At 69.3% G+C, this 23,690-nt stretch carries 28 protein-coding genes and 1 pseudogene; 5 read left to right on the top strand and 24 right to left on the bottom strand.

Annotated elements, in window-relative coordinates; translation table 11 throughout:
- Positions 1–35: 35 nt before the first annotated feature.
- Positions 36–1,277, bottom strand: a complete 1,242-nt coding sequence (locus tag JF886_RS05350) for an ABC transporter substrate-binding protein (protein WP_337310326.1) — start codon at positions 1,275–1,277, stop codon at positions 36–38.
- Between the two features lie 187 nt (positions 1,278–1,464).
- Here JF886_RS05350 and JF886_RS05345 point away from each other — a divergent pair, with 187 nt between their 5' ends.
- Together JF886_RS05345 and ligD are read left to right on the top strand one after the other, a co-directional pair.
- Positions 1,465–2,190: a FadR/GntR family transcriptional regulator gene (locus JF886_RS05345; RefSeq protein WP_337310324.1), complete on the top strand. Its 726-nt coding sequence runs from the start codon at positions 1,465–1,467 to the stop codon at positions 2,188–2,190.
- Positions 2,191–2,258: 68 nt separating this feature from the next.
- A complete protein-coding gene (gene ligD / locus JF886_RS05340) occupies positions 2,259–3,281 on the top strand; it encodes a non-homologous end-joining DNA ligase (protein ID WP_337310322.1) in 1,023 nt (340 codons plus the stop codon).
- Between the two features lies 1 nt (position 3,282).
- On the opposite strand, the gene JF886_RS05335 is transcribed toward ligD, so the two are convergent.
- From JF886_RS05335 to JF886_RS05270, 15 genes and pseudogenes are all read right to left on the bottom strand, one after another.
- Positions 3,283–4,083, bottom strand: a complete 801-nt coding sequence (locus tag JF886_RS05335; protein WP_337310319.1) for an ABC transporter permease — start codon at positions 4,081–4,083, stop codon at positions 3,283–3,285.
- Positions 4,080–4,814, bottom strand: a pseudogene (locus tag JF886_RS05330) (ATP-binding cassette domain-containing protein); the annotation flags it as partial. The pseudogene JF886_RS05330 and the gene JF886_RS05335, both read right to left, overlap by 4 nt.
- Positions 4,805–5,059 (bottom strand): ATP-binding cassette domain-containing protein, encoded by a 255-nt coding sequence (locus JF886_RS16915; RefSeq protein WP_502711399.1) that lies wholly within the window; start codon positions 5,057–5,059, stop codon positions 4,805–4,807. The gene JF886_RS16915 and the pseudogene JF886_RS05330, both read right to left, overlap by 10 nt.
- Before the next feature lie 80 nt (positions 5,060–5,139).
- Positions 5,140–5,364, bottom strand: a complete 225-nt coding sequence (locus JF886_RS05325; RefSeq protein ID WP_337310317.1) for a hypothetical protein — start codon at positions 5,362–5,364, stop codon at positions 5,140–5,142.
- Positions 5,364–6,122, bottom strand: a complete 759-nt coding sequence (locus JF886_RS05320) for a COG4280 domain-containing protein (protein WP_337310315.1) — start codon at positions 6,120–6,122, stop codon at positions 5,364–5,366. Before JF886_RS05320 ends, JF886_RS05325 begins: the two co-directional genes overlap by 1 nt.
- A 78-nt stretch (positions 6,123–6,200) precedes the next feature.
- Positions 6,201–6,653 carry a hypothetical protein gene (locus tag JF886_RS05315; protein ID WP_337310313.1) on the bottom strand — a complete coding sequence of 151 codons (453 nt, stop codon included), beginning with the start codon at positions 6,651–6,653 and terminating at the stop codon, positions 6,201–6,203.
- 125 nt (positions 6,654–6,778) lie between these two features.
- Positions 6,779–7,222, bottom strand: a complete 444-nt coding sequence (locus JF886_RS05310; RefSeq protein ID WP_337310312.1) for a hypothetical protein — start codon at positions 7,220–7,222, stop codon at positions 6,779–6,781.
- Positions 7,219–8,757 (bottom strand): CpaE/TadZ family protein, encoded by a 1,539-nt coding sequence (locus JF886_RS05305; protein WP_337310310.1) that lies wholly within the window; start codon positions 8,755–8,757, stop codon positions 7,219–7,221. Before JF886_RS05305 ends, JF886_RS05310 begins: the two co-directional genes overlap by 4 nt.
- On the bottom strand, positions 8,747–9,115 hold the full coding sequence (locus JF886_RS05300) for a hypothetical protein (RefSeq protein ID WP_337310309.1): 369 nt from the start codon (positions 9,113–9,115) through the stop codon (positions 8,747–8,749). The genes JF886_RS05305 and JF886_RS05300 overlap by 11 nt, the downstream gene beginning before the upstream one ends.
- Before the next feature lies 1 nt (position 9,116).
- Positions 9,117–10,031 carry a hypothetical protein gene (locus JF886_RS05295; RefSeq protein WP_337310307.1) on the bottom strand — a complete coding sequence of 305 codons (915 nt, stop codon included), beginning with the start codon at positions 10,029–10,031 and terminating at the stop codon, positions 9,117–9,119.
- The gene (locus JF886_RS05290; protein ID WP_337310305.1) at positions 10,003–10,926 is read right to left on the bottom strand and encodes a hypothetical protein; all 924 of its coding nucleotides are present in this window, start codon (positions 10,924–10,926) and stop codon (positions 10,003–10,005) included. The genes JF886_RS05295 and JF886_RS05290 overlap by 29 nt, the downstream gene beginning before the upstream one ends.
- Entirely contained in the window at positions 10,923–12,332 is a 1,410-nt protein-coding gene (locus JF886_RS05285; protein WP_337310329.1) for a CpaF/VirB11 family protein, read from the bottom strand. The genes JF886_RS05290 and JF886_RS05285 overlap by 4 nt, the downstream gene beginning before the upstream one ends.
- Positions 12,332–13,054 carry a MinD/ParA family ATP-binding protein gene (locus JF886_RS05280; RefSeq protein ID WP_337310304.1) on the bottom strand — a complete coding sequence of 241 codons (723 nt, stop codon included), beginning with the start codon at positions 13,052–13,054 and terminating at the stop codon, positions 12,332–12,334. The genes JF886_RS05285 and JF886_RS05280 overlap by 1 nt, the downstream gene beginning before the upstream one ends.
- On the bottom strand, positions 13,051–13,686 hold the full coding sequence (locus JF886_RS05275) for a hypothetical protein (protein ID WP_337310302.1): 636 nt from the start codon (positions 13,684–13,686) through the stop codon (positions 13,051–13,053). Before JF886_RS05275 ends, JF886_RS05280 begins: the two co-directional genes overlap by 4 nt.
- A gap of 125 nt (positions 13,687–13,811) precedes the next feature.
- Entirely contained in the window at positions 13,812–14,525 is a 714-nt protein-coding gene (locus JF886_RS05270) for a hypothetical protein (protein ID WP_337310300.1), read from the bottom strand.
- A gap of 106 nt (positions 14,526–14,631) precedes the next feature.
- Here JF886_RS05270 and JF886_RS05265 point away from each other — a divergent pair, with 106 nt between their 5' ends.
- Positions 14,632–15,408, top strand: a complete 777-nt coding sequence (locus JF886_RS05265; RefSeq protein WP_337310298.1) for a GNAT family N-acetyltransferase — start codon at positions 14,632–14,634, stop codon at positions 15,406–15,408.
- Here the strand turns inward: JF886_RS05265 and JF886_RS05260 are convergent.
- Genes JF886_RS05260 through JF886_RS05235 form a run of 6 tightly spaced genes read right to left on the bottom strand, consistent with a single transcriptional unit; the run spans position 15,393 to position 20,634 of the window.
- A complete protein-coding gene (locus JF886_RS05260) occupies positions 15,393–16,535 on the bottom strand; it encodes a glycoside hydrolase family 3 N-terminal domain-containing protein (protein WP_337310296.1) in 1,143 nt (380 codons plus the stop codon). The two genes, JF886_RS05265 and JF886_RS05260, sit on opposite strands and share 16 nt — an antisense overlap.
- Positions 16,536–16,578: 43 nt before the next feature.
- Positions 16,579–17,562 carry an aldo/keto reductase gene (locus tag JF886_RS05255; RefSeq protein ID WP_337310294.1) on the bottom strand — a complete coding sequence of 328 codons (984 nt, stop codon included), beginning with the start codon at positions 17,560–17,562 and terminating at the stop codon, positions 16,579–16,581.
- Positions 17,559–18,002 (bottom strand): NAD(P)/FAD-dependent oxidoreductase, encoded by a 444-nt coding sequence (locus tag JF886_RS05250; protein WP_337310292.1) that lies wholly within the window; start codon positions 18,000–18,002, stop codon positions 17,559–17,561. Before JF886_RS05250 ends, JF886_RS05255 begins: the two co-directional genes overlap by 4 nt.
- Complete coding sequence (locus JF886_RS05245; protein WP_337310289.1) at positions 17,944–18,837, bottom strand: NAD(P)/FAD-dependent oxidoreductase; 894 nt, start codon at positions 18,835–18,837, stop codon at positions 17,944–17,946. The genes JF886_RS05250 and JF886_RS05245 overlap by 59 nt, the downstream gene beginning before the upstream one ends.
- A gap of 22 nt (positions 18,838–18,859) precedes the next feature.
- Positions 18,860–20,158, bottom strand: coding sequence for an MFS transporter (locus JF886_RS05240; protein ID WP_337310287.1), 1,299 nt, complete (start codon positions 20,156–20,158; stop codon positions 18,860–18,862).
- Complete coding sequence (locus tag JF886_RS05235; protein WP_337310285.1) at positions 20,155–20,634, bottom strand: MarR family winged helix-turn-helix transcriptional regulator; 480 nt, start codon at positions 20,632–20,634, stop codon at positions 20,155–20,157. The genes JF886_RS05240 and JF886_RS05235 overlap by 4 nt, the downstream gene beginning before the upstream one ends.
- A 74-nt stretch (positions 20,635–20,708) precedes the next feature.
- Here JF886_RS05235 and JF886_RS05230 point away from each other — a divergent pair, with 74 nt between their 5' ends.
- The gene (locus JF886_RS05230; RefSeq protein ID WP_337310284.1) at positions 20,709–22,172 is read left to right on the top strand and encodes a glycoside hydrolase family 5 protein; all 1,464 of its coding nucleotides are present in this window, start codon (positions 20,709–20,711) and stop codon (positions 22,170–22,172) included.
- Positions 22,173–22,175: 3 nt separating this feature from the next.
- Here the strand turns inward: JF886_RS05230 and JF886_RS05225 are convergent, their stop codons facing one another.
- Both JF886_RS05225 and JF886_RS05220 read right to left on the bottom strand, forming a co-directional pair.
- Positions 22,176–22,499: a hypothetical protein gene (locus JF886_RS05225; protein WP_337310280.1), complete on the bottom strand. Its 324-nt coding sequence runs from the start codon at positions 22,497–22,499 to the stop codon at positions 22,176–22,178.
- 14 nt (positions 22,500–22,513) lie between these two features.
- Positions 22,514–23,236, bottom strand: a complete 723-nt coding sequence (locus JF886_RS05220; RefSeq protein ID WP_337310278.1) for a PIG-L deacetylase family protein — start codon at positions 23,234–23,236, stop codon at positions 22,514–22,516.
- A 55-nt stretch (positions 23,237–23,291) separates the two neighbouring features.
- Between JF886_RS05220 and JF886_RS05215 the strand changes: the two genes are divergently transcribed.
- The gene (locus tag JF886_RS05215; RefSeq protein ID WP_337310276.1) at positions 23,292–23,684 is read left to right on the top strand and encodes a DUF3465 domain-containing protein; all 393 of its coding nucleotides are present in this window, start codon (positions 23,292–23,294) and stop codon (positions 23,682–23,684) included.
- Positions 23,685–23,690: the final 6 nt, after the last annotated feature.

The raw sequence follows: 23,690 nt of genomic DNA, 5'->3' as shown, positions 1-23,690 counted from the left end.
GGCAACGCGCGAGGATGCGCGTTGCCGCCGAAGTGTCAGGGAGTGGCCGCGGCCAGGTCCGTCGCAGAGAGCAGCTGCACCTGTGCCTCCTTCCCAGTGGTTGCGTCGGCCTGGAAAGCCCCATACGGGCCGAAGACATTGTTGTACTGGTTGAAGATCAGGTCACCACTGGACCCGTCCATCTTGATCTTGCTGCCGCCCTTGATGCCCTTCAGGCAGTCGGCGTAGGCGTCGCACGGCGTGCCCGGCGGGTCGGTGACCTGCTTCATCGACGCGATGACCGCGGGTCCGTCGGTGGTGCCAGCCTTGTCCATCGCCAGCGCGAGGCTGATCACCGCGTCGTACGCGTAGTTCGCGCCCGCGATCGGCTGTGCGGTGGGCCCGTTCTGAGCGGCGAACGCCTTGGCGAAGTTGTCGGCCGCCGCTCCCGTGGCGTTGGTGCCGAAGACGGAGATGAGATGGTCGTGGGCGATGGGATAGGTGATCGCCTTGAGGTAGTCGTCTCCGCTGGTCACGTCCGTTCCCACGATCGGGATGGCGAGGTTGTTGAGCTCTTTGAAGTTCTGGAACATGACCGCCGCGGTCTGCGGGTCCAGCTGCGTGAAGATGACGTCGGGGTGGGCGTTGATGATGTTCTGCACCTGGGTGCGGTACGACGTCTGACCGGGCGCGACAGTTACGTCGGAGACGATGGTGTTGCCGAACTTCTCCCAGGTGGCCCGGATCGGCTTGGGGATGGTCTGCTGGGCTATGTCCGAGGAGAAAAGCAGCGCCGCGGACTTGTATCCCTTCTTCTGGGCGTACAGCGCCATGGCGACGCCGAGCTGCGAGTCGGAGGGACTGTCGCGCCAGAGGTACTGATTGGCGTTCTTGTCGAAGGCCGTGCTGCCTCCCTGGAACTCGGTGAGAATCCTGGCCGCGCTGATGATCGGCGACACCGCGGCGATCTCCTGCGTCTCCGGACCGATGATGCCGCTGGCATTGTTGGACGCCAGCAGCTGGTGCACGGCAGGAACGGCATCGGCCTCGTCACATTGCGTGTCGGCGTGGCTCAGGTCGAGAGGCTTGCCGAGGACACCCCCGGCGTCGTTGATGACCTTCTGCGCCACCTGGGAGCCCTGCAGCATGGCCTGTCCGAGCACCGCCAGCGGCCCGGTGAAGCACGAGAGCACCCCGTAGCTGACGTGGCCGGCGCTGTCGGTCTTGATGTTGCCGCCCCCTCCCCCGCTGCTGGTCGTGTTGGTGCTGCCGCACGCGGCGACAAGAAGAGCGGCCATCGCGGCCGTGAGGAGACGCCTGCGACCGGCCGCGCCGGTGGTTCGAGCCCATGCAGTCGGGGACACTGTCCAACCTCCGTCAGGGCCCGATCGAGAGCCTTTCATAACGGCCGGGAGTGTTGCTCACTCCGACTAAGTGTGTCAATGAGTCAATGGTCGTACCAATTCTCATGCGATACTCGGAGCCGTGGGCCTCGACACCTCCCCCCTGCGGCCGGTGGGTCGCACGCGCCTCTACGAGGACCTGGTGGACCGGCTCACGGAGTTCGTGGTCAGGACCAACCTGGCAGTGGGCGCGCGGTTCCCGCCCGAGCGCGAGCTGGCGACGCGGCTGGGGGTGAGCCGGGCCTCGCTCCGCCAGGCGTTGGCCGTGCTCGAGGCGCAGGGATTCATCGAGGTGCGCCACGGCGGGGGCGCGTTCCTGCGTCGCAGCCGGGGATTCGGCGGAGTGCTCCACAAGCTTGTAGAGCGCCGGGCCAGGCTGCCGGAGGTCCTCGAGGCGCGCGAGCTGCTCGAGGTCAGGCTCGCGGAGCTGGCCGCGACGCGGCGAACAGCCGACGACCTCGCCGAGATGCGGGTGGCGCTGACCACGATGGAGCTGGACATGGCCGAGGCTGGGCTCGGCGTGGCCGGTGACAGCGCCTTCCACCACGCCATCCATCGGGCCGGGAAGAATTCGGTGCTCGAGCACGTCATCGATGGGCTCGCCGAGGCCATTCACGAGACGCGCATGGAATCGCTGTCCGAGCCGGGGCGCCCGCGCGCTTCCCTCGTGGCCCACAGAAGGATCCTCGAGGCGATCGAGTCCGCCGACGCGGGGCGCGCAGCCGACGCCATGCGCGCGCACCTTCAGCAGGTCGCGGACGTGGCGCTGCTGCGCTGGGAACCGCCGGCTGAAGACGAGGGGAGCTAGCGGCGCCCACGGCGGACGCCTCACGTACGAGCCTCGGCATCGCCGGGTGGCGCGCTATGGTCGCACTGATGGCTGAGGATGCGGTGGTGGTGGAGGCTTCATGTCACGAGATTGCGATCACCAGCCCGAGCAAGGTGTTCTTCGCCGAACGCGGTGACACCAAGCTCGACCTGGTGCGCTACTACCAATCCGTCGAGGAGCCTCTGCTGCGCGCCATGGGCGGCCGTCCCGTGCTGCTCCAGCGTTTCCCCAGCGGCGCGGGCGGTTCGTCGTTCTTCCAGAAGCGCGTTCCCGACTCGCGCCCCGACTGGCTGCAGACCACCATCGTCAGCACGCCGAACGGAACCACCTCGCAGGCGCTGGTGGCCGCCGATCTCGCCCACGTGCTCTGGGCGGTGAACCTCGGCTGCCTCGGCTTCCACGTGTGGCCGTCGAGGGCGGTCGACCCCGAGCATGCGGATGAGCTGCGCATCGACCTCGACCCCACGCCGGGCGTGACCTTCGACATGGTGCGCGACGGTGCGCGCCAAGTGCACGCGCTCCTCGACGAGGCCGGCGTGGTGTGCATGCCCAAGACGACCGGGAATCGCGGCATCCACGTGTACGTTCGCCTGCACCAACGGTGGACGTCGTACGAGGTTCGTTCCGCAGCGGTGGCCGTCGCCCGCGAGCTGGAGCGCCGCCGACCGGACCTGCTCACCGCCGCGTGGTGGAAAGAGGAGCGCGGGCGTCGAGTGTTCATCGACTTCAACCAGAACGCGCCGCACAAGACGATCTTCGGCGCCTGGTCCGTGCGCGCCCGTCCGGGCGCGCAGGTGTCGACGCCCTTCGCCTGGGAGGAGCTCGACGACATTCACCCGGATGCGCTGACCATCGCCACCGTGCCACCACGCGTGGCCCGCGATGGCGATCCGTGGGCGGCGATGGACGCGGCCCCGCAATCACTCGAGCCGCTCCTCGCCATGCACGAGAGGGACCTCTCCGCAGGCCTGCTCGACGCGCCCTGGCCGCCCGCGTACCCGAAGATGCCGGGCGAGCCACCGCGGGTGGCGCCGAGCCGGGCCCGCAAGGTGGCGCCGGCCGAGGATTGAGTCAGCGGCTGGCGGCGCGTTTGTACTGCTGTCCGGCGAGCGGGATGAACACCGCGAGCATGATCACCACCCAGATGAGCGTGTAGATCACCGGGTGCTGCAGTGACCAGTCGTTGGGTGTCGGTAACTTGGCACTGGTGTTGCCGAAGAGCTGGCGCGCCGCCTCGGTGACGGACGACACCGGGTTCCAATTGGCGATGGCGCGCAGCGGGCCCGGGAACCCATTGGTGGGGACGAAGGTGTTGGCGATGAAGGTGATCGGGAAGATCACCACGAAGGACGCCTGCTGCACCACCTCAGGGCTCGGGACCAGGAGCCCAACCCAGGCCATGATCCAGGAGATCGCATAGGCGAACAGCAGCAGGAGCAGAAACCCGGCGGCCGCCTCGAGGAACGACGTGTGGATGCGCCAGCCCACCACGAGACCGGTCAGCGACATGACCACGATGACGATCACGTTGTTGAGCACGTCGCTGTCGGTGCGCCCCACCAGCACAGCGTTGCGCGACATCGGCAGCGATCGGAAGCGCTCGATGATCCCCTTCTGCATGTCCTCGGCGAGCCCCGAGCCGGTGATGGTGGCGCCGAAGATCACGGTCTGCGCAAAGATGCCGGGGATCAAGAATTCGCGGTAGCCGACGCCGGGCACATTGATCGCGCTGCCGAAGACGTACGCGAACAGCAGGATGAACATGATCGGCGAGAGCGTCGTGAACACGAGCAGCTCGGGGACGCGGCGGATCTTGATGAGGTTGCGCTTGGCGACGATGGCGCCGTCACGTAGTGTCTTGGTGGAGATCATCGGCGGCCCTTCTTGACAGAAGGCAACGTATCGATGTCCTCGGCCGCGTGGCCGGTCAGGGTGAGGAAGACGTCGTCGAGCGTTGGTCGCCGCAGCGCGATGTCGACGACCGTGGTGCCGAGCGCGTCGAGGCGGCGCAGTGCCTCGATGAGCACCTGCGATCCGCCCGTCACGGGCACCGTGAAACGGCGCGCGTGCTCGTCGATGATCACCTCGCCCGCGGCGAGCTGCTGCAGGAGCGTGCGCGCGGGTCCGAGGTCCGACCCCTCCCCGATCACGACCTCGATGCGCTCACCGCCGACGCGGTCCTTCAGCTCGGTGGCCGTTCCCTGGGCGATGCCCTTGCCGTGGTCGATGACCACGATGTCGTCGGCCAGCTGGTCCGCCTCCTCCATGTACTGAGTGGTGAGCAGCAGGGTGGTGCCGGCCTTGACCAGCCGGATGATCACGTCCCAGAGCTCGGCACGGCCGCGGGGATCGAGCCCGGTGGTGGGTTCGTCGAGGAAGAGAACGGGCGGCTGCGCCACCAGCGCGCCGGCGAGGTCGAGGCGGCGGCGCATGCCGCCCGAGTACGTCTTGACGGGCCGATCAGCGGACTCGCTCAGCGCGAAGAGCTCGAGGAGCTCGCGTGCCCGCTCATTGGCGCGTCGCCGGCCGAGGCCGTAGAGGCGCGCCACCATCTCGAGGTTCTCGTATCCGGTCAGGTACTCGTCCACCGCGGCTACTGGCCCGACAGGCCGATCTTGGCGCGCACCGCGCCGGGGTTCGTGCGCACGTCGATGCCGGCGACCTCGGCCGAGCCGGAATCTGCATCGAGCAGGGTCGCCAGGATCCGCACCGCCGTCGTCTTGCCGGCGCCGTTGGGGCCGAGCAGGGCGGTCACGGTCCCCTCGGGCACGGCGAGATCGAGCCCGTCGAGCGCGTGGGTCTGGCCATACGTCTTGACCAGCCCGGACGCGCGGATCACATCCGTCATGCCGTGGCTGCCTCCTGTGGCGCGCGGGGTCCCGCGCAGCGGGCGACGGTATCACCCCGGCAGGCGCAACCGACCTCGTCTCAGCTCAGGCGCGAGGATTCCCGCCGAGCGCGCCGCGCCGCGGTGAACACCGAGGTGGCGAGCATGGCGAGGATGCCGGCAGGGAGCAGCCACCATGCATCGGTGCCGGCGTGGGTCAGCAACGCGGTCGTGCCGAGCAACAGGATCACCGCGAGCGCGATCCGGTAGTCGTCGCCGACGATGAAGTCCCACCAGAACAAGGCGAAGGCGCGCACCTGGCGCATCAGGCGACTCTCGCCCGACGCCGCGTTGCCGCCGGCATGCCCCGGCGCAGCGCAACCACCATCGCAAGGCTGACGACGAACGTCACTGGGATGATCACCGCCAGCGCGATGTCGGCGCCTGGCCACGTAACACCGGCGCCCTCGGCGCCCCAGAACGTGCCGAAGGACGTCAGCAGCGCTCCCACGGCGAACTTCATAGTGTTCTCGGGAACGCGTGACAACGGCGCGCGCACGATCACCACCGCTCCCACCACCAGCAGCACGGCAGCGGCGGCACCAATGGCCGCGAGCCCGATGCGCCCCTGGTTGGCGCCGAACGTGATCACGATGAATACCACCTCGAGACCTTCGAGCAGGACACCTTTGAAGCTCACCGTGAAGCCGTACGTGTCGAGCCCACCCGCGGCCACCGCAGCATCGCGGGCGGCCTCGCGCTGCGCGTGAAAGGATTCCTCCTCGTTGTGCAGCGCCTTGACGCCGCCGGCGCGCAGGATCGCCTTGCGCAACCAACCAAGACCGAACACCAGGAGCAGGCCGCCGACCACCAGGCGCAGCGCGCTGAGCGGGATGGCAGTCAGCGCAGGCCCAAGCGCCCCGACCACGACGGCGAGCGCTGCCAGTCCCGCCCCCACCCCGAGAAACGCTCCGCGCCAGCCGCGCGTCACCCCGACCGCGACGACGATGGTCGCGGCCTCCACCGTCTCGACCATGCTGGCAAGGAAGACGGCGACGACAAGCAGGGCGGTGTTGGCGGTCATCGGTGGGGCACGGGGCGGTCAGTCATAGGCACCCTCCATCCTGCCAGAGCGAGGCGGTCCGCTCGCCTCGTGACCGACCTAGCGTCCGACCGGGAACGGGATGGGAGCAGCCGCACCATTCGGGGCGACCGCGATGGTGACCCGGGTGCCATCGCTGTACGTGCGCTGCCACGCTGACCCACTGGCCGGATCGAGAATGTCCACCGACGTTAGGTGCTGGACGCCGATGACGAAGCTGCATTCCTCGACGAGCAGTTGCCCTTGAGGCTGCAGCGTGCAGAGGCCGTGGGATTGGACACCCGCCGACGTCCACGCGGCCGCCGCCCTGGCGGTTCCATGACCGCGCTCGGCGAGGACGTACGACGCGTCGCCTGCGAAGCGGCGCAGCGGCGCACTCGGTGGGCTGACCTCCCGGAGCGCCATACCCCCAACCTGGAGACGGTCACCGAACAGCGAGACGGCAACAGTCTGTGGAGCGAACAGCACGAGGAGCCCGGCCACGCCGCAGAGGGCGCCGACTGCGAGAACCATCGTCGACAGTGGGAGGTGCGATGTCCGACGCAAGCGGCGCCGCCGGATCCGGACCGGGGCCATCCCACCCAGAGGGATCGGCAGGTTCTGGGAGTCGCGGTCAATCACGCGGCTGGCTGGCGTGGTCAAGCGGCCCGCTCGATCCGATGGTCCAGCACTCTGCTGATGCCGGGGTCGAGGAGGAGGTGGAGACGAACACGCCGTCGTGCGTGAACGGGAGTCGAGCCGGTCTCCCCCACCAGCCTCGACCGATCGTCGAACTCCACGACGGTGCGCACCGGCGCGGACTGGTCGAGCAAGTCGCCCTCGATGCGGACCTGCGCGTACTCGCCGAAATCGGGGCGCGTCGGCGCGCCGCCGACGAGCGCCGGCCGCACAGCATCGCCGAGCCGGCGGGCGGAGGTTGCTTCAACGTATCCGTCGAGATCGACCGGGTCGCCGGCGATGAGCAGGCCGAGGTCGTACACAAAGCGTTCGACGAGCTCGAGCACCCGGGTCACGCGCTGAGCTCGCCTGGCATCGAGCTCGCCTCGCGTCGGGCGGCCGAGCAAACCGAACACGCTGCTCACCTGCGCACCGGCTTCGGCAGCCGCGCCACCGCGGCTGTCAGCTCTCGGTACGCCGACCGCATCCTGGGGGACACCTCCTGGACCGGGGCCCCCTCCATACCGGCAAAGCGGACGCTGTCGGCCTCGTCGGGAATTTCCACGAGCTGCTGCACGCGGGGCCCGATCTCGTCCAGGTACTGGCGTGTCACCGGGTGCCGACGATTGCGCCGTGCCGACGAGACGATGTACGGCACCACCGTGGGCGGAAGCTTCGGCACCTCGAGGTAGTCGAGGACGCCGTTGAAGTCCTGCCGGCTGGACCCGGTGGGCAGCACCAACGCGTCAGCCTCCTCCAACCAGTAGGCCGCGACTGCCGCCTCCGGACCCCCGGTCGGATCGGGCAGTCGGTTGCTCATGTCGACCACCACGAAGGTGTATCGGCTGCGCAGGTACTCGGCCAGGCGGCCGATCTCGGTGCGGCTGTACTCGACTCCGTCGCGGCGCTCCGGGAAACAGGCCAGGGCCGGCGTGACCGCATGGATGGGCGGCGGCGGCTCCTCGCCGCGAATCAGCGCGCTCGTGACGTCTCGCACGCAGGCGGCGTGCTCGGGGAGACTGAGCTGTCCCCACGCGTCAGGGTTGGCGACGTTGGCGTCGACGATGGCGGCGCTGTGGCCCACCGCGTCCAGCACGCTGCCCGCGACAATGGCCATCCCCGCTGCGTGACTGGTCTTGCCGACCCCACCCTTACGCGAACCGATGACAACGATGGTGGGCGCGCGCGCGACGAGGAGCACTCCGATCTCCGCGTCGCTGGCGGTCGACGCAGCGCTCCGTCGTCTCCACGCGGGCAGCCGGGAACGCAGACGTGATGTCGCGGTGATAGCGGGCCTCACCGGGCGCCGCAGCTCATCCCAGGACGGCGATGGCTGGGTTGCACGAGCGCTCTCGGCGATGAGCAGCTCCATCGGATCGGAGTGCGCCGGACGAGATCCCACGGTGGGGGCACGGATTCCGTCGACGTGCAGCAGCGGTGGAAACTTCGGACGCGGGCCCTGCGCCAGGCTGGTATCCAGTCGAAGGTTGGCAACCATCCGCGCGTCGCGCCGATTGAAGATATCCGCGAGCGAAGGCTGCTCCGGCTCAGCGGGCACACCGAATCGGATGATGGCCGCCTCGGCCAGCGCCAGCGGTGCCGCCGCCGGGTCGGCATCGACAACGATCCAGTCCGCGTACAGCGTGGCCTGGTGTCGCTTGGCTGCCACCATCGACACGCCGTCCAATCCTCGCAACCAGCCGGTGAGACCCTCCTCATGACAGAGCAGGTACACAGGGACCGACGATTCCGGAACGTTGTCACCCCACCAACGATCGACCTCGGCCTGATGGCGGGGAGCCGCGAAGAAGTCCAACCCACGCACGGGTGGCACGAGGAACACCGATCTCACCTCCGCGGTGGACCGGGCGACGCTGTCCAGCAGCCCGGCGAGACCGCGTGCCTCGAGCTCATCTCGAAGCAAGGAGATGAAGGCAAAGCCGCGCGGGTCAGTGGACAAGGTGCTCTGCCTGTTGGGCGGTGGCCGGATCGCTGCAGCAGACGCGGTACCCGGTCTCCTGTCGGACTACGCCCATGCCGAGAAGTGTGAGGCCGAGAGCGAGAACGACGAGCGACCGCGCGCGGGTTCTCTGCCTCGGAAGACGGGTCGCGGGGAGCAGCGACAGGACACCTGCGATGGCCAGGACCACGACCCCGAGCCAGCACAGAAGAACGATGAAGGCCGATTCGCTGGCGCTGGTGACGTCGCCGGTCACCAGGTCGATGCTCCTGCCCAGATCCGGCACACCGCCGACCACGGCAACCGCGATGCTCATGCCCACCCACGCGGCTCCAAACAGGAGACGGCGCCAGCGCACGTCAACCTCCCCCCAAGCCCGCGCTGATGCTCTGGAAGGTCGGAGCCCCCAAGAGCAGGAGGAGAGGAATGAGCATTCCCGCCACGGGCAGCGTGACCAGGATCCGCGCCCTCGCAGACCGCATGCGTGCCTCGGTGAGGCGCTGCTGGTACACGGCGCCGGCAACCCTGGTGTACGTATCGCGCTCGGCGATGCCCACGTTCGTGGTCACCAGAGCGTCGGCGACGAAGACGAATTGAGGGATGCGGAACTCGTCACCGATGGCGCGGTAGAGGTCGGCGGTGTTGTGCGGCCGGCTGGGGATCAGCCGTCGCCAGCCACCGTCGACCAGGGTGCGCAGGTCCGGCGTGGTGGCGCAGCGGGAGAGGATGCGGATCGCGTCCTCGACCTGGAGACCGCGCCCGTCGGTGAGGATGGCCACCAGCATCATCATGTCGCCGAGGGTGCGCCCCGCCACATCCTGCCGCCTTCGTGCCGCGGCACGGAGCGCAGCAAACCGCAGCAGCACCACACCCACGGCCGTCAGCACCGCAGCCAGCGGTGGGATGGCGAACCCACCAGCGACGCGGGAGCCGACGTCGACCACCAGGATGACGGTGAACGCGAGGAGGGCAAGGAACACGGTGCGCCCCAAGAACGCCGGCTCCGTTTCGTCGCGGCCGGCGATCGCCAGCAGCCGGTGGAGGTCGAGCTCGTCCTGCAGCCTGCGGATCGCCGGGCTGCGTTCGGCGGCGCGCTCCAGCCGGGTCTGCGGACCCGCGTAGCCGCGCAGCGCGGCCAGCCGTCGCCAGGCGCGGACGTCGGGTGACGTCAGATAGCCGAGCTCGGCGAGGACGAAGACCCACGCTCCCACCAGGGCGATCGTCGTCAGCGCGTAAGGCCAGAGGTCACTGAGCACCGAGGCGCTCCTGCTCATCGGCGAGACGCTGCAGGTCCCAACGCGTCCAGCTGCGCACTCGGACGATCGCCCCGAGCAAGGCGACCAGGAGCGCGAAGAGCACCACCACCGCAACCAGGACCAGGTTGCCCGTAAGTGATTGGTAGAAGTGCCGGAAGGTGTCGACGCGCACCACGACCGCGAACATCACCAGCATCAGGACGGACATCGCAATGGTCACCGCGCGCTGCTGGGTGAGCGTGACCGACGCCTCTTCCTGCACCGCCAGCTGCGCCTCGCCGACGGGAAGCAGGAGCCCGTCGATCGCCGCGATGAGGGCGTCCAGGCTGCGGCTGCGTGTCCAGAGGAGGACGGCGCACGCGTACTCCACCACAGGCGAGCGGGCACGCAGGCCCACCGCCACGATGTTGTCGAGAACCGAGCCGCCACGAGCCAGCGGCGCGAGAACGTACTCGAGCTCGGGCCCGGGATTCCGACCGATCTCGGCAAGCGCTGTGTCGAGTGACTGGTTGCCGACCGCCATGCGGTCGCGCAGGTCGCGGAGGCGGCCGAGGAAAGCTCGTTCGACACGCAGGCGGCGGCTCGCCGCGCGGCCCGCGAGCGCGAATCGAAACCCGAGCGTCCCCACCAGGCCACCGACGAGGACGAGGATCCAGATCCGTGACAGCAGTCCCAGCCCGACACCTGTCACGACGAGGGCGACTCGGACGGCCACCCACGTCCGCCAGCGCCAGCCAAGGTTGGCGGCGAGGTCGCGCTCGCGCTCCAGGAACGGGGAGCGGCGGCGCTGGCGGGTCAGGACACCTACGTCAAGATCGAGAATGGCGGCGGCCGCGCCCAGCGCGCAGACAATGACCAGCAGGAAGCCCGCGAACTGACCGGCCGTCAGGGTGACGGAGGACAGCGCCGTCATTGGGACGGGATCTCGTCATCGAGGAAATGACCGCGCAGCCGGGGACCGAGCCGATTGAGGTTGCCCACCAGCTCGGTCATGCGTTGCCAGCCACCGCCGTCGGACTGCCGGTAGATCCACTTGTGGTTGCCACCCCGCTCCACGGCGAGGATGCCCGTGACACGTCGCCTGCCCTCCTGGTTGCCGAGGTGCACCACCAAGTGAATGGCGTGCTCGACGATGCGCTTGGCCATCTTCTCGTTGCCGGTGAAGCGCTGGTTCTCCATGACGTACTGCACCGCCTGGTCAAGGGCGAGCTCCGCGTCCTCGGCGTGGATGGTCGTCATGGAGCCGTCGTGCCCGGTCATCAGCGCCTTGCACACCGCCGCCATCTCTTCACCACGCGACTCGCCGAGGATGAGGCGATCGGGTTGAAACCGCAGCGCGTGCCGCACAAGGTCGAACATGGTGAGCTGGCCTGCATCCGTTTCCACGCGGACCGATGGAATCGTGGAGAGCGCCGTCGTCAACACGTGCCACGGATTTCCGTCGCCGCGGTCCTGGTCGAGGTGCAGCTCCGCTCCGTCCTCCACGACGACGAGGTGGTCACTCGCCGCGGTCATACCGCAGAGAACTCGCATAAGGGTTGTCTTGCCGGTGCTCGTTCCTCCGGCGATCATGATGTTCGCGCGTGCGTGCACGCAGGCCTCGACGAAACGGGCCATCCCCTCCGCCATCACGGCGTCGTGCACGTAGTCGGCGAGGTCACGCACCTTCGAGCGTGCCGGGATCCGAATCGCCGCCTTCAGCGCTGCCTGTCCGGAGACCGCGGGGCGCTTGGCAACGCAGAGCCGCGCCACGCTGCCGACGTTGGCCTCGGCGATCGGCGTCGCGTCGGTGATGCTGTGGTCCCCGGTCACGCCGCGGAGCCGGATGGCGCGACGGAAGAACTCCAGGCAGTCCTCGTCACTGGCAAACGGACTGTTGCCGATCAGCAGCAGCTTGCGGCCGACCAGGCTGACGAGCCAGTTGTCGTGACCGAGACAGGTGATGTTCTCGAGGTCCGCACCGTAGATCAGCAACGAGAGCGGCCAGAGGTGTGAGGCGAGGATTGCCGCGTTGCGCCGGGCCACGTCCCGGTACCCCGGGTTCGCCGCGAGCTCGCTCACCACCGCCAAGGGCAACCCGCTCGTGGATGGAGATGCGATGGCGCGGTCGATGACCGCCGCCACGTCGTGGTGCAGTCGCTCCTCGTGGAGCACTGAGGCGGGTTCGCCACCACGGTCGCGGATGACCCGATCGGCAATGGCCTGGGCCACCTCGAGCTCTTCGGAAGAGATCTCGGGCCATCGCGTCACCGGTACGGGACCGTCGCTGAGCGGTGCCGTCCGCTCCTCGGTCGCAACCGGGTCGGATGTGGACCGCATCACGCGCCCACCAGCGCGAGGTTGAGCTCCCGATCGACTCCGGGGAGTGCTGCCGGGACACCTGTCTCAGCCATGCGCGTCGCCCGCGCCTCATCCCATTGCCAGACGTCCCGCACCGCCATCTCAGGGAGGTTGCGCCCGAGGCTCTCGAGGATTGCCCGACGGTAGGCGCGGCCGTGCTGATGACACACGATCAGCTCGCCGTGTGGCGGGCGTGCCGCCTGCAGGACGGCGATGCTTCGTGACAGCAGCGCGGGCTCATCCCGCACCACGATGAAGGCGCGGCCGAACACGGAGCAGATCGCCTCCGCCGCTGCTCGCGGGGAGCGCAGCCCAGGATGGGACAGCGGATGGCCGAGGTCCGCGATCACCACGTCCTCATCCGCGCCGCTGAGCGCCGGGGCCAGCTTTCTCAGGCATTCGCTCATCTCGTATCCGTAGCTCCGTGACAGGCCTGGTACCACGCGCAGGCTCTCGCGTTCCGGATGGGTCACGGCTTGCGCGGTCAGCTCGCTGGCGGTGACAGGGCGGTCGCCGAAACAGTTGGCGATGCCGCGGTCGTCGGTACGAAGGAGAAGGAGATCGGCGATCGTCCCTCCCTCCATGTCGCAGTCGACCAGCAGGACGCGGGCGCGCTCGGCAAGCGTCCACGCCAGGCAGACGGCCCAATGCGTCGATGTCTGCCCAGCGCGGGTGGTGTACACCGCGACCAGCGTCCTCACGGCGCCGCCGCCGGACTTGCCACGCCCACACAGCTGGAGCCGCACAGACGGCTGACCGCGTCGTCGGGGCTGAGCGGCTGGAGCGACGACGGATCGAGCTGCGCTGACCGAGCCGCGTGCAGCGCGATGCTCGAGGAGGTGACCGATATCCACGCTTCCTCCTGCTGAACAGGTACCAGGACGGTGAGTGCCCCACCAGAGGCTGTGAGCACGGGGATCCCCTGCCCGATCCGGGCCTGACGCCCACCTCCGACCGCGGCGAAGACGTCGATGCGATCCCCCGCGCTCAATGGAGGGGGAGCCTGCACGGTGAGCGCGACCTCCACCTGCGCTCTTACATCGACGAGGTCGTCGTCGCGAAGGATGTCATTGCCCTTGAGGTCCTGGGTATAGCGAGCCGAATACTGTCCGGGCGCGCGGTGCTCGTAGTTGAAATCCCCCTCCTGCGCGCGCACCGCAACCGCAGAGACGTCGTCAGCGCTGTACGTGCTTCCGGCGAGAACCGCGTGCTTGAGCATGTACACAGTGACAGTCTGCTGTCGGCCGGCCTGCTCGAGGTACACCATCACGCCGAGCACCAGCACGATGACCACGCTGAAGAAGATCGCGGCGGTCAGGCGACGCCGATTCATGGTGCGTTCCTCTCCCCCTCATCCCACTTCCGTGCCCCGCCCGACGGCCGCACGCCCATCCAAGGATCGGTGGGCCGCGGCGACCGACGGGTGAGCGGAGACGGTAGGCGCCTGCATTGGCAGCGTCAAGACAGTCGGCCCGGCCCGAGGTAACCGATCGGCGAGCTCCCCCCGCTCGCGTTCGTCTGAAGGTCCAGGTCCGAGCCGTAGGGTGGATGCCAGAAGAGGGCGACCACCTCGATCCTGTGGACCGATGCGGGACGCCGCAGGACACCCCGAACCATCCGTTGGGCGGCGCGGCGCTGCAAGATGGGACGCCGGAGCCGGATCCCGGTTCCGCCAAATGTCGACGCCACACGAGCCACCTGAGTGACCGCGGACGGGCCCACCGCGAAGACCCCGACGGAGAGAACGAAAGCAAGGTCCGGTAACGCGCGAAGGCTGATCGACACCCCCACCAGCATGCTGGGCGGGGCATTGATCAGAGCCAGGAACGTGCCGCGGAGCGGGTCACTGCGTTGCCAGCCGAACGTGCGGCTCTCCACCGCGATGTGCCGGTCTGTTGGGACCAGGTTAACGGCGGCAAGCTCGGTGGCGGCGTCCACCATCGCCGGCACCATCCAGCCGGGCTCGACAGCGCCGCCGCACTGGTCCGCGATGATCGATGCCACCGCCTCCTCGACTCCGCTGTGCGCTGCGGTGACGCCGAGCATCACACGGTTGGCGATGCCGAGCAGGAAGAGACCGAGCCCGCGCCCGGAGGTGAGCTGCCAGAGGTCGGCAAGCAGCCGTTCGGCGTCGGCGGGGGTGGGCACGGGGAATGCCTCGACGAGATACACGGCGCTTCTCGACGCTAGCGCCGGTCGCCGGACAGGCGACGGACGATGCGGCCGGATGGATCGACGCCTCTCTCCCTGCGGAACCGCTGGCGTACAGTGCTTCGCCATGGCGTCGCCGCAGGTGAGCACACACATCCACCAGCTCCTCGACGAGCACTGGACCGCCGCCCTCAACGTGGAGCCGTCGGTGTGGCGGGACGCCGAGGTTGTCGTCGCCTCGCACCCCGAGCCCTCCCACCGCGACCACGTCTACCTGATCCGCCGTGAGGACAGCTGCATCATCGTGGTGCCCCAGGCGCTGGTCGGCAGCACCACCGTGGCGTGCGCCTCGTGGCCGTCCGCAGCGGTCTTCGACCGCGCCTTCGTCCGCACCCTGTACGGCGACGAGGTGGCCGCGATCCACGGCCCGTTCTGGCTCGGCTACGCGACAGAGGAGAGCTTCCGGCGGGTCGAGGGCAGAGGTAGCCGGCGGCTGCACGGCGCGGAGGACGCCGCCGCTCTGGCTACGCTGCTCCGCCAGGTGCCAGAGGAGGAGGCCGTCGACGCCGGCTTCGACGTGGCCCCGCGCCGCGAGTACGGCTGCTTCGTCGGCGACCAGTTGGTCTGCGCGGGCACCCTGACGCCATTCCGCGGGATGGCCGCCAACATCGGCGTGCTCACCGACCCGGCCCATCGCAACCAGGGCATCGGCACCGCGATGCTCAGCGCGCTCACGGCGGACGCGCTGGCACAAAGCCGCACCGCCCAGTTCCGGGTGCTTGTTGAGAACCGCCCGGCGCTGCGCATCGCCCGAGTGCTCGGCTACGTCGAAGACGGCCACACCTTCGAGGTGGTGCTACGGCCGGCGGACCGCGCGCAGGCAGGCGTTCAGGTCAAGACGTAGCGCCGATGCAGCGCGAGCACGCGCTGCGCTGACGCCTGCACCTGGCCTTCGGGGATGGCACCGCTGCGCACAGCGGCAAGCAGCATCTGGTCCGCCTGGTCCTCGAGTGTCGTGCTTCCCGACGACATCAGCAGCAGGTCATTGCCGGCCGCCGCGGCGTCGACCGTGGCTCGGGGCATCGACTCGCCGACCGCGGTCATGCTCAACGAGTCGGTGAGGACCACGCCGCTGAAGCGCAGAGTGTCGCGAAGCAACCTCACGATCACCGGCGACAACAGCGCGGGCCGATTCGACGGGTCGAGGTTGGGGACGCGCAGCGACGTCGTCATCACCGCGTCGGCTCCGGCCCCGATGCCGGCGGCGAAACTTCGCGCTGTCGTTGCGCTCCACTGGGCCAGCGTCACCAGGTCGGTCACCACTTGCCGGTGTGGATCGCCTGCGGCACCTCCCAGCCCGGGAAAGTGCTTGAGGGTGGCGCCGACGCCGCCGTCATGCAGACCGTTCACGTAGGCGGCGACGAGCGGGCCGACAACGCTGGCGTCGCTGCCGAAGGAACGGCTGCCGATGACGGCGTCCGCAGGATTGGTGCGCAGGTCGGCGACCGGGGCGAGGTCGAGCCCGACGCCATCGGCGCGCAGGCCGCCTGCCATGGCTGCGACGTCGCGACGCACCCCGGCAGAGCCCTCGCTGCCGAGCGCCTGCGCGGCCGGCAACAGGTGAAGGCCGTTGGCGACCTGGTCGACCGAACCACCTTCCTCGTCGGTGGTGACGAGCAGCGGTGCCGGCAAACCGGCAATACGCCCGAGGGCCTGGAGCTGGGTTGTCCACGAACGCAGTCCGGCGGCGTCGCCGAAGTTGGAGCGAAAGAGAAGCACGGTGCCCACCTTGTCGTCGAGGATCAGGTGGCGCAGGCCGTCGGTCACCACGGGCCCACTCACGGACGCGACGAGCATCTGGCCGACCGCGACGCTGAGCGGAAGCGTGGCCGGAGTCACAGGTGGCACGCCAGAAACGGCAGCTTTGGTGGCGAGAGCTGCGCTGGGGGTCGTCGGCGCAGCGCTGCTGCACGCGCACATCGCCGCGGACAATCCGACGGCGACGAGCGGCCAACGGGATGGCGACGACACGGCGCTGCAGTCTAGGTGGACGGCGGCGCCCCGCCCACAGGCGTCAGCGATTGACCGCCGCCATGTCCCAGTGGCGCTGGCCCTTGACCGCGTCGCGCGGCACGGCGGCATCGAGCTGGGACATCTCCTCGTCGGAGAGGTCGAGGTCGGCCGCGGCTGCGTTCTCCTCGACCCGAGCCACCCGCTTGGTGCCGGGAATGGGCACGAAGTCGTCTGCGCGGCTGAGAATCCACGCCAGCGCGAGCTGAGCGGGGGTGGCGCCACGGGCGGCCGCCAGCTCACTCACATGACCTGCCAGCGCGACATTGGCGCCGAGGTTCTCCTCCGCGAAGCGCGGGAAACGCTTGAGGCGCACATCGTCGGCAGGCAGCGAAGCCGCGCCGGCGATGGCGCCGGTGAGCAGGCCGCGACCGAGCGGGCTGTACGCGACCAGGCCGATCCCCAGCTCGCGGAGCACCGCGATCACTTCGTCCTCCATGTCACGCGCGAACAGCGAGTACTCGCTCTGCACCGCCGTGATGGGGTGAACGGCGTGGGCGCGCCGGATCGTGGTTGTGGCCGCCTCGGACAGCCCGATGAAGCGCACCTTGCCGGCGGTCACCAGCTCCCCCATCGCGCCCACCGTCTCCTCGATGGGCACGGTGGAGTCAACGCGGTGCTGGTAGTAAAGGTCGATGTGGTCGGTGCCGAGGCGCTGCAGACTGGCGTCGCAGGCGCGGTGCACGTACTCCGGCGAGCCGTTGATGGTCTGCGAGCCATCGGCCTTGCGCTCGAAGCCGAACTTTGTCGCCAGCACCACGCTGTCGCGGCGATCGGCTATCGCCTTGCCGACCAGCTGTTCGTTGGTGTACGGGCCGTACATGTCGGCGGTGTCGAGGAAGTCGACGCCGAGCTCGAGCACGCGGTGGATGGTGGCGATGCCCTCGCCCTCGCTCCGATCGGCGGCGGTGCCATAGAAATCGGACATGCCCATGCAGCCCAGCCCGATCGCCGACACCTCGAGCTCGCCCAGCTTGCGTCGCCTCATCTCTGTTCCTCCGTCTGCTGCTCAGCGGCGCGCCCCGGCCCGACCTCGGTGATGAGGCGGACCGGGCGATCGTAGAAGATGTAGTTCCACGCCCAGTTGATCAGCACCACCGCCTTGCTGCGGAAGCTGATGATGTAGGTGAGGTGGACGACGAGCCACATCAGCCAGCCGACGAAGCCGGCGACCCTGATGCGGCCCAGCTGAACCACCGCGTAGTTGCGACCCACCGTCGCCATGGTGCCCTTGTCGTGGTAGCGGAATGGCGTGGGCGCGCCCCCGCCGCTCATGGCGATAACGTTGGCGGCGGCGTGCTCGCCCTGCTGGATGGCGACGGGGGCGAGCATCGGCAGCGGCTCGCCGTTCTCCTCGAGCTCGGCGAGGTCACCAATCACTTGCACCTCGTCGTGGCCGGGGAGCTGGAGCGTGCTGCGCACCGGCACGCGGCCGAACCGAGCGGGGAGCTCGGTCAGTTGTTTGCCTACCGGCGAGGCGCAGACGCCGGCGGGTCCAGATCACGGTGGCGGCGTCGACGCGAGTGCCGTCATCCAGGGTGATGCCGGCGGCGTCGGCCTCGGTGACGGTGCGGCCGAGCACCAGCTCGACGCCGCGGCGGCGCAGCACCCCGGCGGCCATCGAGCCTAGGCGCGGATGGAAGGTCTCGAGCACTCGGTTGCGGCCCTCGATGAGCACCACCCGAACCGGCGCGAAGTCGAGTCTCGGGAAGTCCTTGGGGAGCAAGTGTACGAAGAGCTCACTCAGCGCTCCCGCGTACTCGATGCCCGTGGGGCCAGCACCGGCGATGACGAAGGTGAGCAGCCGCCGCCGCTCGCGCTCATCCGTGGTTTCGGTGGCTCTCTCGAAGCGCTCCAGCACGTGGGCGCGGAGCGCCAGCGCATCGCTCAGACCCTTCAAGCCCATGGTGTGAGCGGCGATGTCCTGATTGCCGAAATGATTGGTCACGGCGCCCGCCGCGACGATGAGGTAGTCGTACGGAATGTCCGTGCTGCACCGCACCACCTGGCGGTGCAGGTCGATGCCTCGCACCTCGTCCATGCGCACGTCGGTGTTGCGCTGGCCGCGCAGGATGCTGCGGACGGGGTGGGCGATCTCCGCGGGATCGAGCAGTCCCGATGCCACCTGGTACAGGAGTGGCTGGAAGAAGTGGTAGTTGTACCGATCGATCACCAGCACCTCGGCGTCCGCACGCCGCAGGGCACGCGCCGCGCTCAGCCCGCCAAAGCCGGCGCCAACGATGACCACCCGAGGCGCCGTCATCACCGAACCTCCACGATGAAGCCTACTCGCGCGCGGTGACCGTGCTCGCGTCGGCGGCGCCGAGCCCGGCACGTGAGCTGCGATCGGGCAGCGTCGTCCGGCTCATCCGCATGGAGACGACGCCCACGGCCGCGGCGATCACCGCAAGGCCACCGACGATGAGCAGGAATCGCCCGGTGCCGAAGCGACCCGAGAACCAGCCGGTGAGGAACCCGCCGAGCGGCGCTGTGCCGAAGAACACATAGCCGTACAGCGACAGCACCCGGCCGCGCAGCCGGTCGGGCACGACCATCTGCAGCGACGCGTTGCTCTGTGAGGCGTACAGAGAGAAGGTGACGCCGGTGAGCACGAGCGCCATGCATGAGCCCACGACCGTCGCCTGGGTCGCGAGCAACAGCAGTGACGCACCGAAGCCCAGTCCAGCGCCGAGCACCAGCTTGAGGCTTGCCCGCGACAGGGCGGCCGAGACCAGCGCACCCGCCAGCGCGCCGACGCCGAAGCTGGCGCTGAGCACGCCGAACACCTCCGGACCGGAGTTGAGCGTGTGCGAGGTGATCACCGGCAGCAGGACGTTGAAGTTCACCGCCAGGGTTGAGATCACCAGCATCAGCAGCAGCACCAACCGGACGCTGGGGGTGCGCCACGCGTAGCTGAGGCCCTCGCCGATGCCGCGCAGCAGCTTGGGACGTGTGGCACCGCGGTTGATCGGGTACAGCTCGCTCTCGCGCATCAGCAGCAGCGCGATCACCACCGCGACGTAGCTGACCGCGTTGATGAGGAAGCAAATACCCACCCCGGTGGTGGCGATCAGCAGCCCGGCGATCGCCGGGCCGAAGATGCGCGAGGCGTTGAACAGGCTGGAGTTGAGCGCGATGGCGTTGGGCAGCTCCGGCCTGCCGACCATCTGGATGGTGAACGCCTGGCGCACCGGCGTGTCGAGAATGAGCACCGAGCCGCTCGCGGTGGCCAGCAGGAACACCTCCCAGACCTGTGCGCTGTGGGTGAGCGCCAGGCCCGCCAGCGCGGCCGCGATGCACAGCAACGCCGTCTGGGTGAACACCAGCGTGCTGCGCGCGTTGAGCCGGTCCGCGAGCGAGCCGCCGAACAGCCCGAAGAGAGCGTATGGAGCGAACTGGCACACGGCCAGCGCGCCCACGGCGTACGCCGACCCGTGGGTGAGCTCGAGCACGAACCACGCCTGGGCCACGTTCTGCATCCAGGTGCCACTCAGCGACACCACCTGGCCGCCGAAGTACAGGCGGTAGTTGCGGTGGCGGCGCAGCGAGGCGAACGTCCGGGAGGAGGCGCTGGCGACGCTCATCGGGAAGGACGCTCCACCAGCGCGCGCAAGCCGTCGATCGCCGCCTCGACGGCGCGCAGCTGGTCCTCGGGCAGCTCGCGCAGGCGCGCGGCGAGCCAGGCGGTGCGGCGGGAGCGGACGGCGCGCAGCACGCGGGCTCCCTCAGCGGTCACGGCCAGGCCGACGCGACGCCGGTCGCCACCGTCGACGCGGCTGCGGACCACCAGCCCGGAGACCTCGAGGCGGTCGATGTGGTTGGACACCGAGGGCGCCGAGGTGCCCTCACGGGCAGCCAGGTCGCCCACGCCGATGCCGGGCGTGGCCTGGATCGCCGCCAGCAGCGACACCTGACTGCTGCTCACGCCCAGCGCGTGCAGCTCGCGGCGAAGGTGGCGGTTGAGGTGGAGCAGGACGGGGCGCAGCCCATTGGCCACCGCCACCGGGTCAGGCCCGGCGGCAACCCCGCCGGCACTGTCGATCACTACCTCGCTCGTCATCCAAGGTAATTATAGAGGCTAACTATATTTCTTGGCAACCCCTCCCCAGCCCGTGCGGATGCGACCATGCCCAGGTGAGAAGGAGGCCGCCGCGCGCGCGACGGCGGGGCGAGACGGCGCTCGGCCCTCGCGCCGGGCTGGCGGTGGTGCTCGCCGTGGTGGCGTCACTGCTGTGGTTCGACATGCCGGTGGCCGCGCTCACCACGACCGTCGGCCCGGCGGACCGCCCCGCGGCCAGCGCCGACCTGTCGTGGCTCTCGGTGCGTGACCGGCACATCGTCGACGAGGCGGGCCGCACCGTCCTGCTGCACGGCTTCAACACCTCGACGCTGCTGGAGTCGACGGTGCAGCGATCGCCGCTCGACGAGAGTGACGCCACCATGATGGAGCGCGACGGCTTCGACGTCGTGCGCCTCGCCGTCTCCTGGGGCCGCCTCGAGCCGGTGCGCGGACAGTGGGACAGCGCGTACCTCGACCACATCACCCAGACCGTGCGGCTGCTCAACCGCCACCACCTCTACGTCGTCATCGACATGCACTTCCTGGACTGGAGCTCGGCGTTCGGCGGGTCCGGGGCGCCGGCGTGGGCGGCCGTGCCGGGGTTCCCCAACCTGCGCTGGGAGCCTCTCGGTGACTGGCAGCGCCACCTCTCGCCGGCCGTGAACGCGGCCACCACCTACTTCTGGCTGTCGCCGGATTGGCAGGCCGACTTCACGCAGAGCTGGCAACTGCTGGCACGTCGCTTCCGCAACGACAGCGGCGTGGCCGGCTACGACCTATACAACGAGCCCCACGCCGTCCCGCTGCCACCGGTCCGCTTCGAGCGCACCTTCATGTGGCCGCTGTATGCGCGCACCATCGACGCCATCGGAGCCGTCGATCCCAACCACCTCTTCATCGTCGAGGGCCAGCTCTTCGGCGACTTCGGCACCACCGTCGTGCCGCTGCAGGCGCCGAACCTGGTGTACTCCCCGCACGAGTACACCGGCTCGCTGGTTCCGCCGGTCTGGGACGGCAATGTGCAGGCGCTCGACGAGCACGTCAGCAAGCTGAGCGACGAGGCGTCACGCGTGCCGGCCGCGCTGTGGGTCGGCGAGTGGGGAATGTCGGCGACGCAGTCGAAGGCGACCGCGTGGGTCGACGACGTGGTGTCCGCGTTCGACAACGCGGGCGCCGGGTGGGCGTGGTGGCAATGGCGCGAGGACTCGTCGTGGGGCATCCGCGACACCTCCGGCCGTACCAACCGGGCGATGCTGGCGCACCTGGCGCGGCCGTACCTGGCCGCCAGTCCTCCCGGTGTGCGCGCTCGCGTCGACGACCACACCGGGGATTTGACCGTGACCGTCGACGCCGGCACGCCGGGAGGCACGGTCGACATAGCGTGGCCTCTGTTGTCGTCGGCGACGCCGCTCCTCTCCGGGAGCTGTACGGGCCCGTCTCAGTGGGACTCGGTCCGCGCCCGCCTCGTCCTCTCCATCGCCGCTGGACTCGCCTGCGTCGCCGAGGTGCAGGCATCGACAGCGACGTCGCTGGGCTGAGCCTCAGCGGCGGCGGAGCACGTCGGCGAGCGCCACCGCGCTGAGCGCGGCGCCACCGAACACCCGGGGGCCAACCACGCGGTGACGCAGGTGCACTGCGAGCATCGCCGCGTTGGCCGCCGCGACCGCGGCGGCGAGCGCGAGGGTGGCGTTGCTGGGCTTGCCGCGCTCGGCGGCGGAGCTGGCGGCGAGCGCCAGCCACAGCCCCCCGAACGCCGCACTGCCGTAGGCGCGCCCGCGCGCGTTGCGGAACATCTCGCCACGCTGGGCGAGGAAGAGCGCGGTGTCGCCGGCGCCGGCGAGCGCCGCGCGGGTGGTCAGCTGCATGGCTGTCTCCTCTCTCAGGTGGTGGGGACGCGCAGGAACGACTCGGCGCTGCGTCCCTCGCCGAGGTGGTTCTGCTCCGCGTTGAGGCGTGCCCACTCGCGCAGGCGTGCGGCGAGCTCCTCAAAGTTGTCGTACTGGCTGGCGTGGCAGCGCAGCGCCTCGAGCTTGCGGTCGATGGTGCCGGTGATGTCGACCACGGTGTCGCCCTGCATCATCGCCATGAGGTACACCTCCTCCACCGTGTGCGGCTCGAGCCCCTCCTGCTCGAGCAACTCCATGTGGGCGAAGGGGTTGCGCGAATCGGGGTACACCGCGCAGAGCGCCGCCTCACCGGCGGCGAGGTGGTCCGGGTGGCTCGCGAAGATGCGCTGATAGTTGCGCTCCGGCGACTGCGTCACCACCCGCTGCGGCTTGCGCTGGCGGATCACCCGGGTGATGTCGCGACGCAGCTCGATGCTCGACTGCACCTTGCCGTCGGCGTAGCCGAGGAAGGCGATGTCCGATACCCCGACGACGGCGGCGGCGGCAGTCTGCTCGCGGCGGCGCAGCTGCGCGACATCGGCGCGGGTCACGCTCCGATCTGAGCCGCCGGCGTCCCCGTCGGTGACGATGCAGTAGCTGACCTCACGGCCCTCTGACGTCCAGCGAGCCGTGCTGCCGGCGCATCCGAAGTCGCAATCGTCGGGGTGCGCGACCACCACGAGGATGCGTTGGACGGAGTCGTCTCCCTCAGGCACGGTCCTCGATGGTAGCTGAGGGTCCTCGGCGAGGACCCGGCCTACACTGGGCCCGGTGAGACGCGTGGCCTGGCCGGGAGCGCTGGTCGTCGCCGTTGCGCTCGCCGCCTGCAACGACGTCGACAACGCCGCCTTCGACTCCGCGTACCAGTCCAGAAACTCCGCCGAGGTGACCGTGCGCGCGACCGTGACGATGCTGCTGCCGGACGCACCGGCCGGAGCTGAAGGTGCCCACCAGCGTTTCGACGTTACCGTCGACGGAACCACCGTGGAGATCGACCACAATCTCTCGCTCGCGCCGCGCGTGCCCGTCGTCGCCGGGCAGACGGTGGTGATCCATGGCCAGTTCGAGCCCGATCCCGGGCACCCGGTGATCCACTACACGCACCACGCCACCGGCTCCCACGAGGGTGGCTGGATCCAGCTGAACGGCTCAACGTACGAGTGAGCCGTA

The sequence above is a fragment of the Candidatus Aeolococcus gillhamiae genome (assembly GCF_016464765.1).
Taxonomy (GTDB): domain Bacteria; phylum Chloroflexota; class Dormibacteria; order Aeolococcales; family Aeolococcaceae; genus Aeolococcus; species Aeolococcus gillhamiae.
This window is presented reverse-complemented; position numbering and strand designations above follow the sequence as displayed.

Bases quoted from the DNA above. Each gene is read 5' to 3' on its own strand.
- JF886_RS05350 (WP_337310326.1), bottom strand. From the start codon at position 1,277: ATGGCCGCTCTTCTTGTCGCCGCGTGCGGCAGCACCAACACGACCAGC.
- ligD (WP_337310322.1), top strand. From the start codon at position 2,259: ATGGCTGAGGATGCGGTGGTGGTGGAGGCTTCATGTCACGAGATTGCG.
- JF886_RS05335 (WP_337310319.1), bottom strand. From the start codon at position 4,083: ATGATCTCCACCAAGACACTACGTGACGGCGCCATCGTCGCCAAGCGC.
- JF886_RS16915 (WP_502711399.1), bottom strand. From the start codon at position 5,059: ATGACGGATGTGATCCGCGCGTCCGGGCTGGTCAAGACGTATGGCCAG.
- JF886_RS05325 (WP_337310317.1), bottom strand. From the start codon at position 5,364: ATGCGCCAGGTGCGCGCCTTCGCCTTGTTCTGGTGGGACTTCATCGTC.
- JF886_RS05320 (WP_337310315.1), bottom strand. From the start codon at position 6,122: ATGACCGCCAACACCGCCCTGCTTGTCGTCGCCGTCTTCCTTGCCAGC.
- JF886_RS05315 (WP_337310313.1), bottom strand. From the start codon at position 6,653: ATGGTTCTCGCAGTCGGCGCCCTCTGCGGCGTGGCCGGGCTCCTCGTG.
- JF886_RS05295 (WP_337310307.1), bottom strand. From the start codon at position 10,031: ATGAGCAGGAGCGCCTCGGTGCTCAGTGACCTCTGGCCTTACGCGCTG.
- JF886_RS05290 (WP_337310305.1), bottom strand. From the start codon at position 10,926: ATGACGGCGCTGTCCTCCGTCACCCTGACGGCCGGTCAGTTCGCGGGC.
- JF886_RS05285 (WP_337310329.1), bottom strand. From the start codon at position 12,332: ATGCGGTCCACATCCGACCCGGTTGCGACCGAGGAGCGGACGGCACCG.
- JF886_RS05275 (WP_337310302.1), bottom strand. From the start codon at position 13,686: ATGAATCGGCGTCGCCTGACCGCCGCGATCTTCTTCAGCGTGGTCATC.
- JF886_RS05265 (WP_337310298.1), top strand. From the start codon at position 14,632: ATGGCGTCGCCGCAGGTGAGCACACACATCCACCAGCTCCTCGACGAG.
- JF886_RS05255 (WP_337310294.1), bottom strand. From the start codon at position 17,562: ATGAGGCGACGCAAGCTGGGCGAGCTCGAGGTGTCGGCGATCGGGCTG.
- JF886_RS05245 (WP_337310289.1), bottom strand. From the start codon at position 18,837: ATGACGGCGCCTCGGGTGGTCATCGTTGGCGCCGGCTTTGGCGGGCTG.
- JF886_RS05240 (WP_337310287.1), bottom strand. From the start codon at position 20,158: ATGAGCGTCGCCAGCGCCTCCTCCCGGACGTTCGCCTCGCTGCGCCGC.
- JF886_RS05235 (WP_337310285.1), bottom strand. From the start codon at position 20,634: ATGACGAGCGAGGTAGTGATCGACAGTGCCGGCGGGGTTGCCGCCGGG.
- JF886_RS05225 (WP_337310280.1), bottom strand. From the start codon at position 22,499: ATGCAGCTGACCACCCGCGCGGCGCTCGCCGGCGCCGGCGACACCGCG.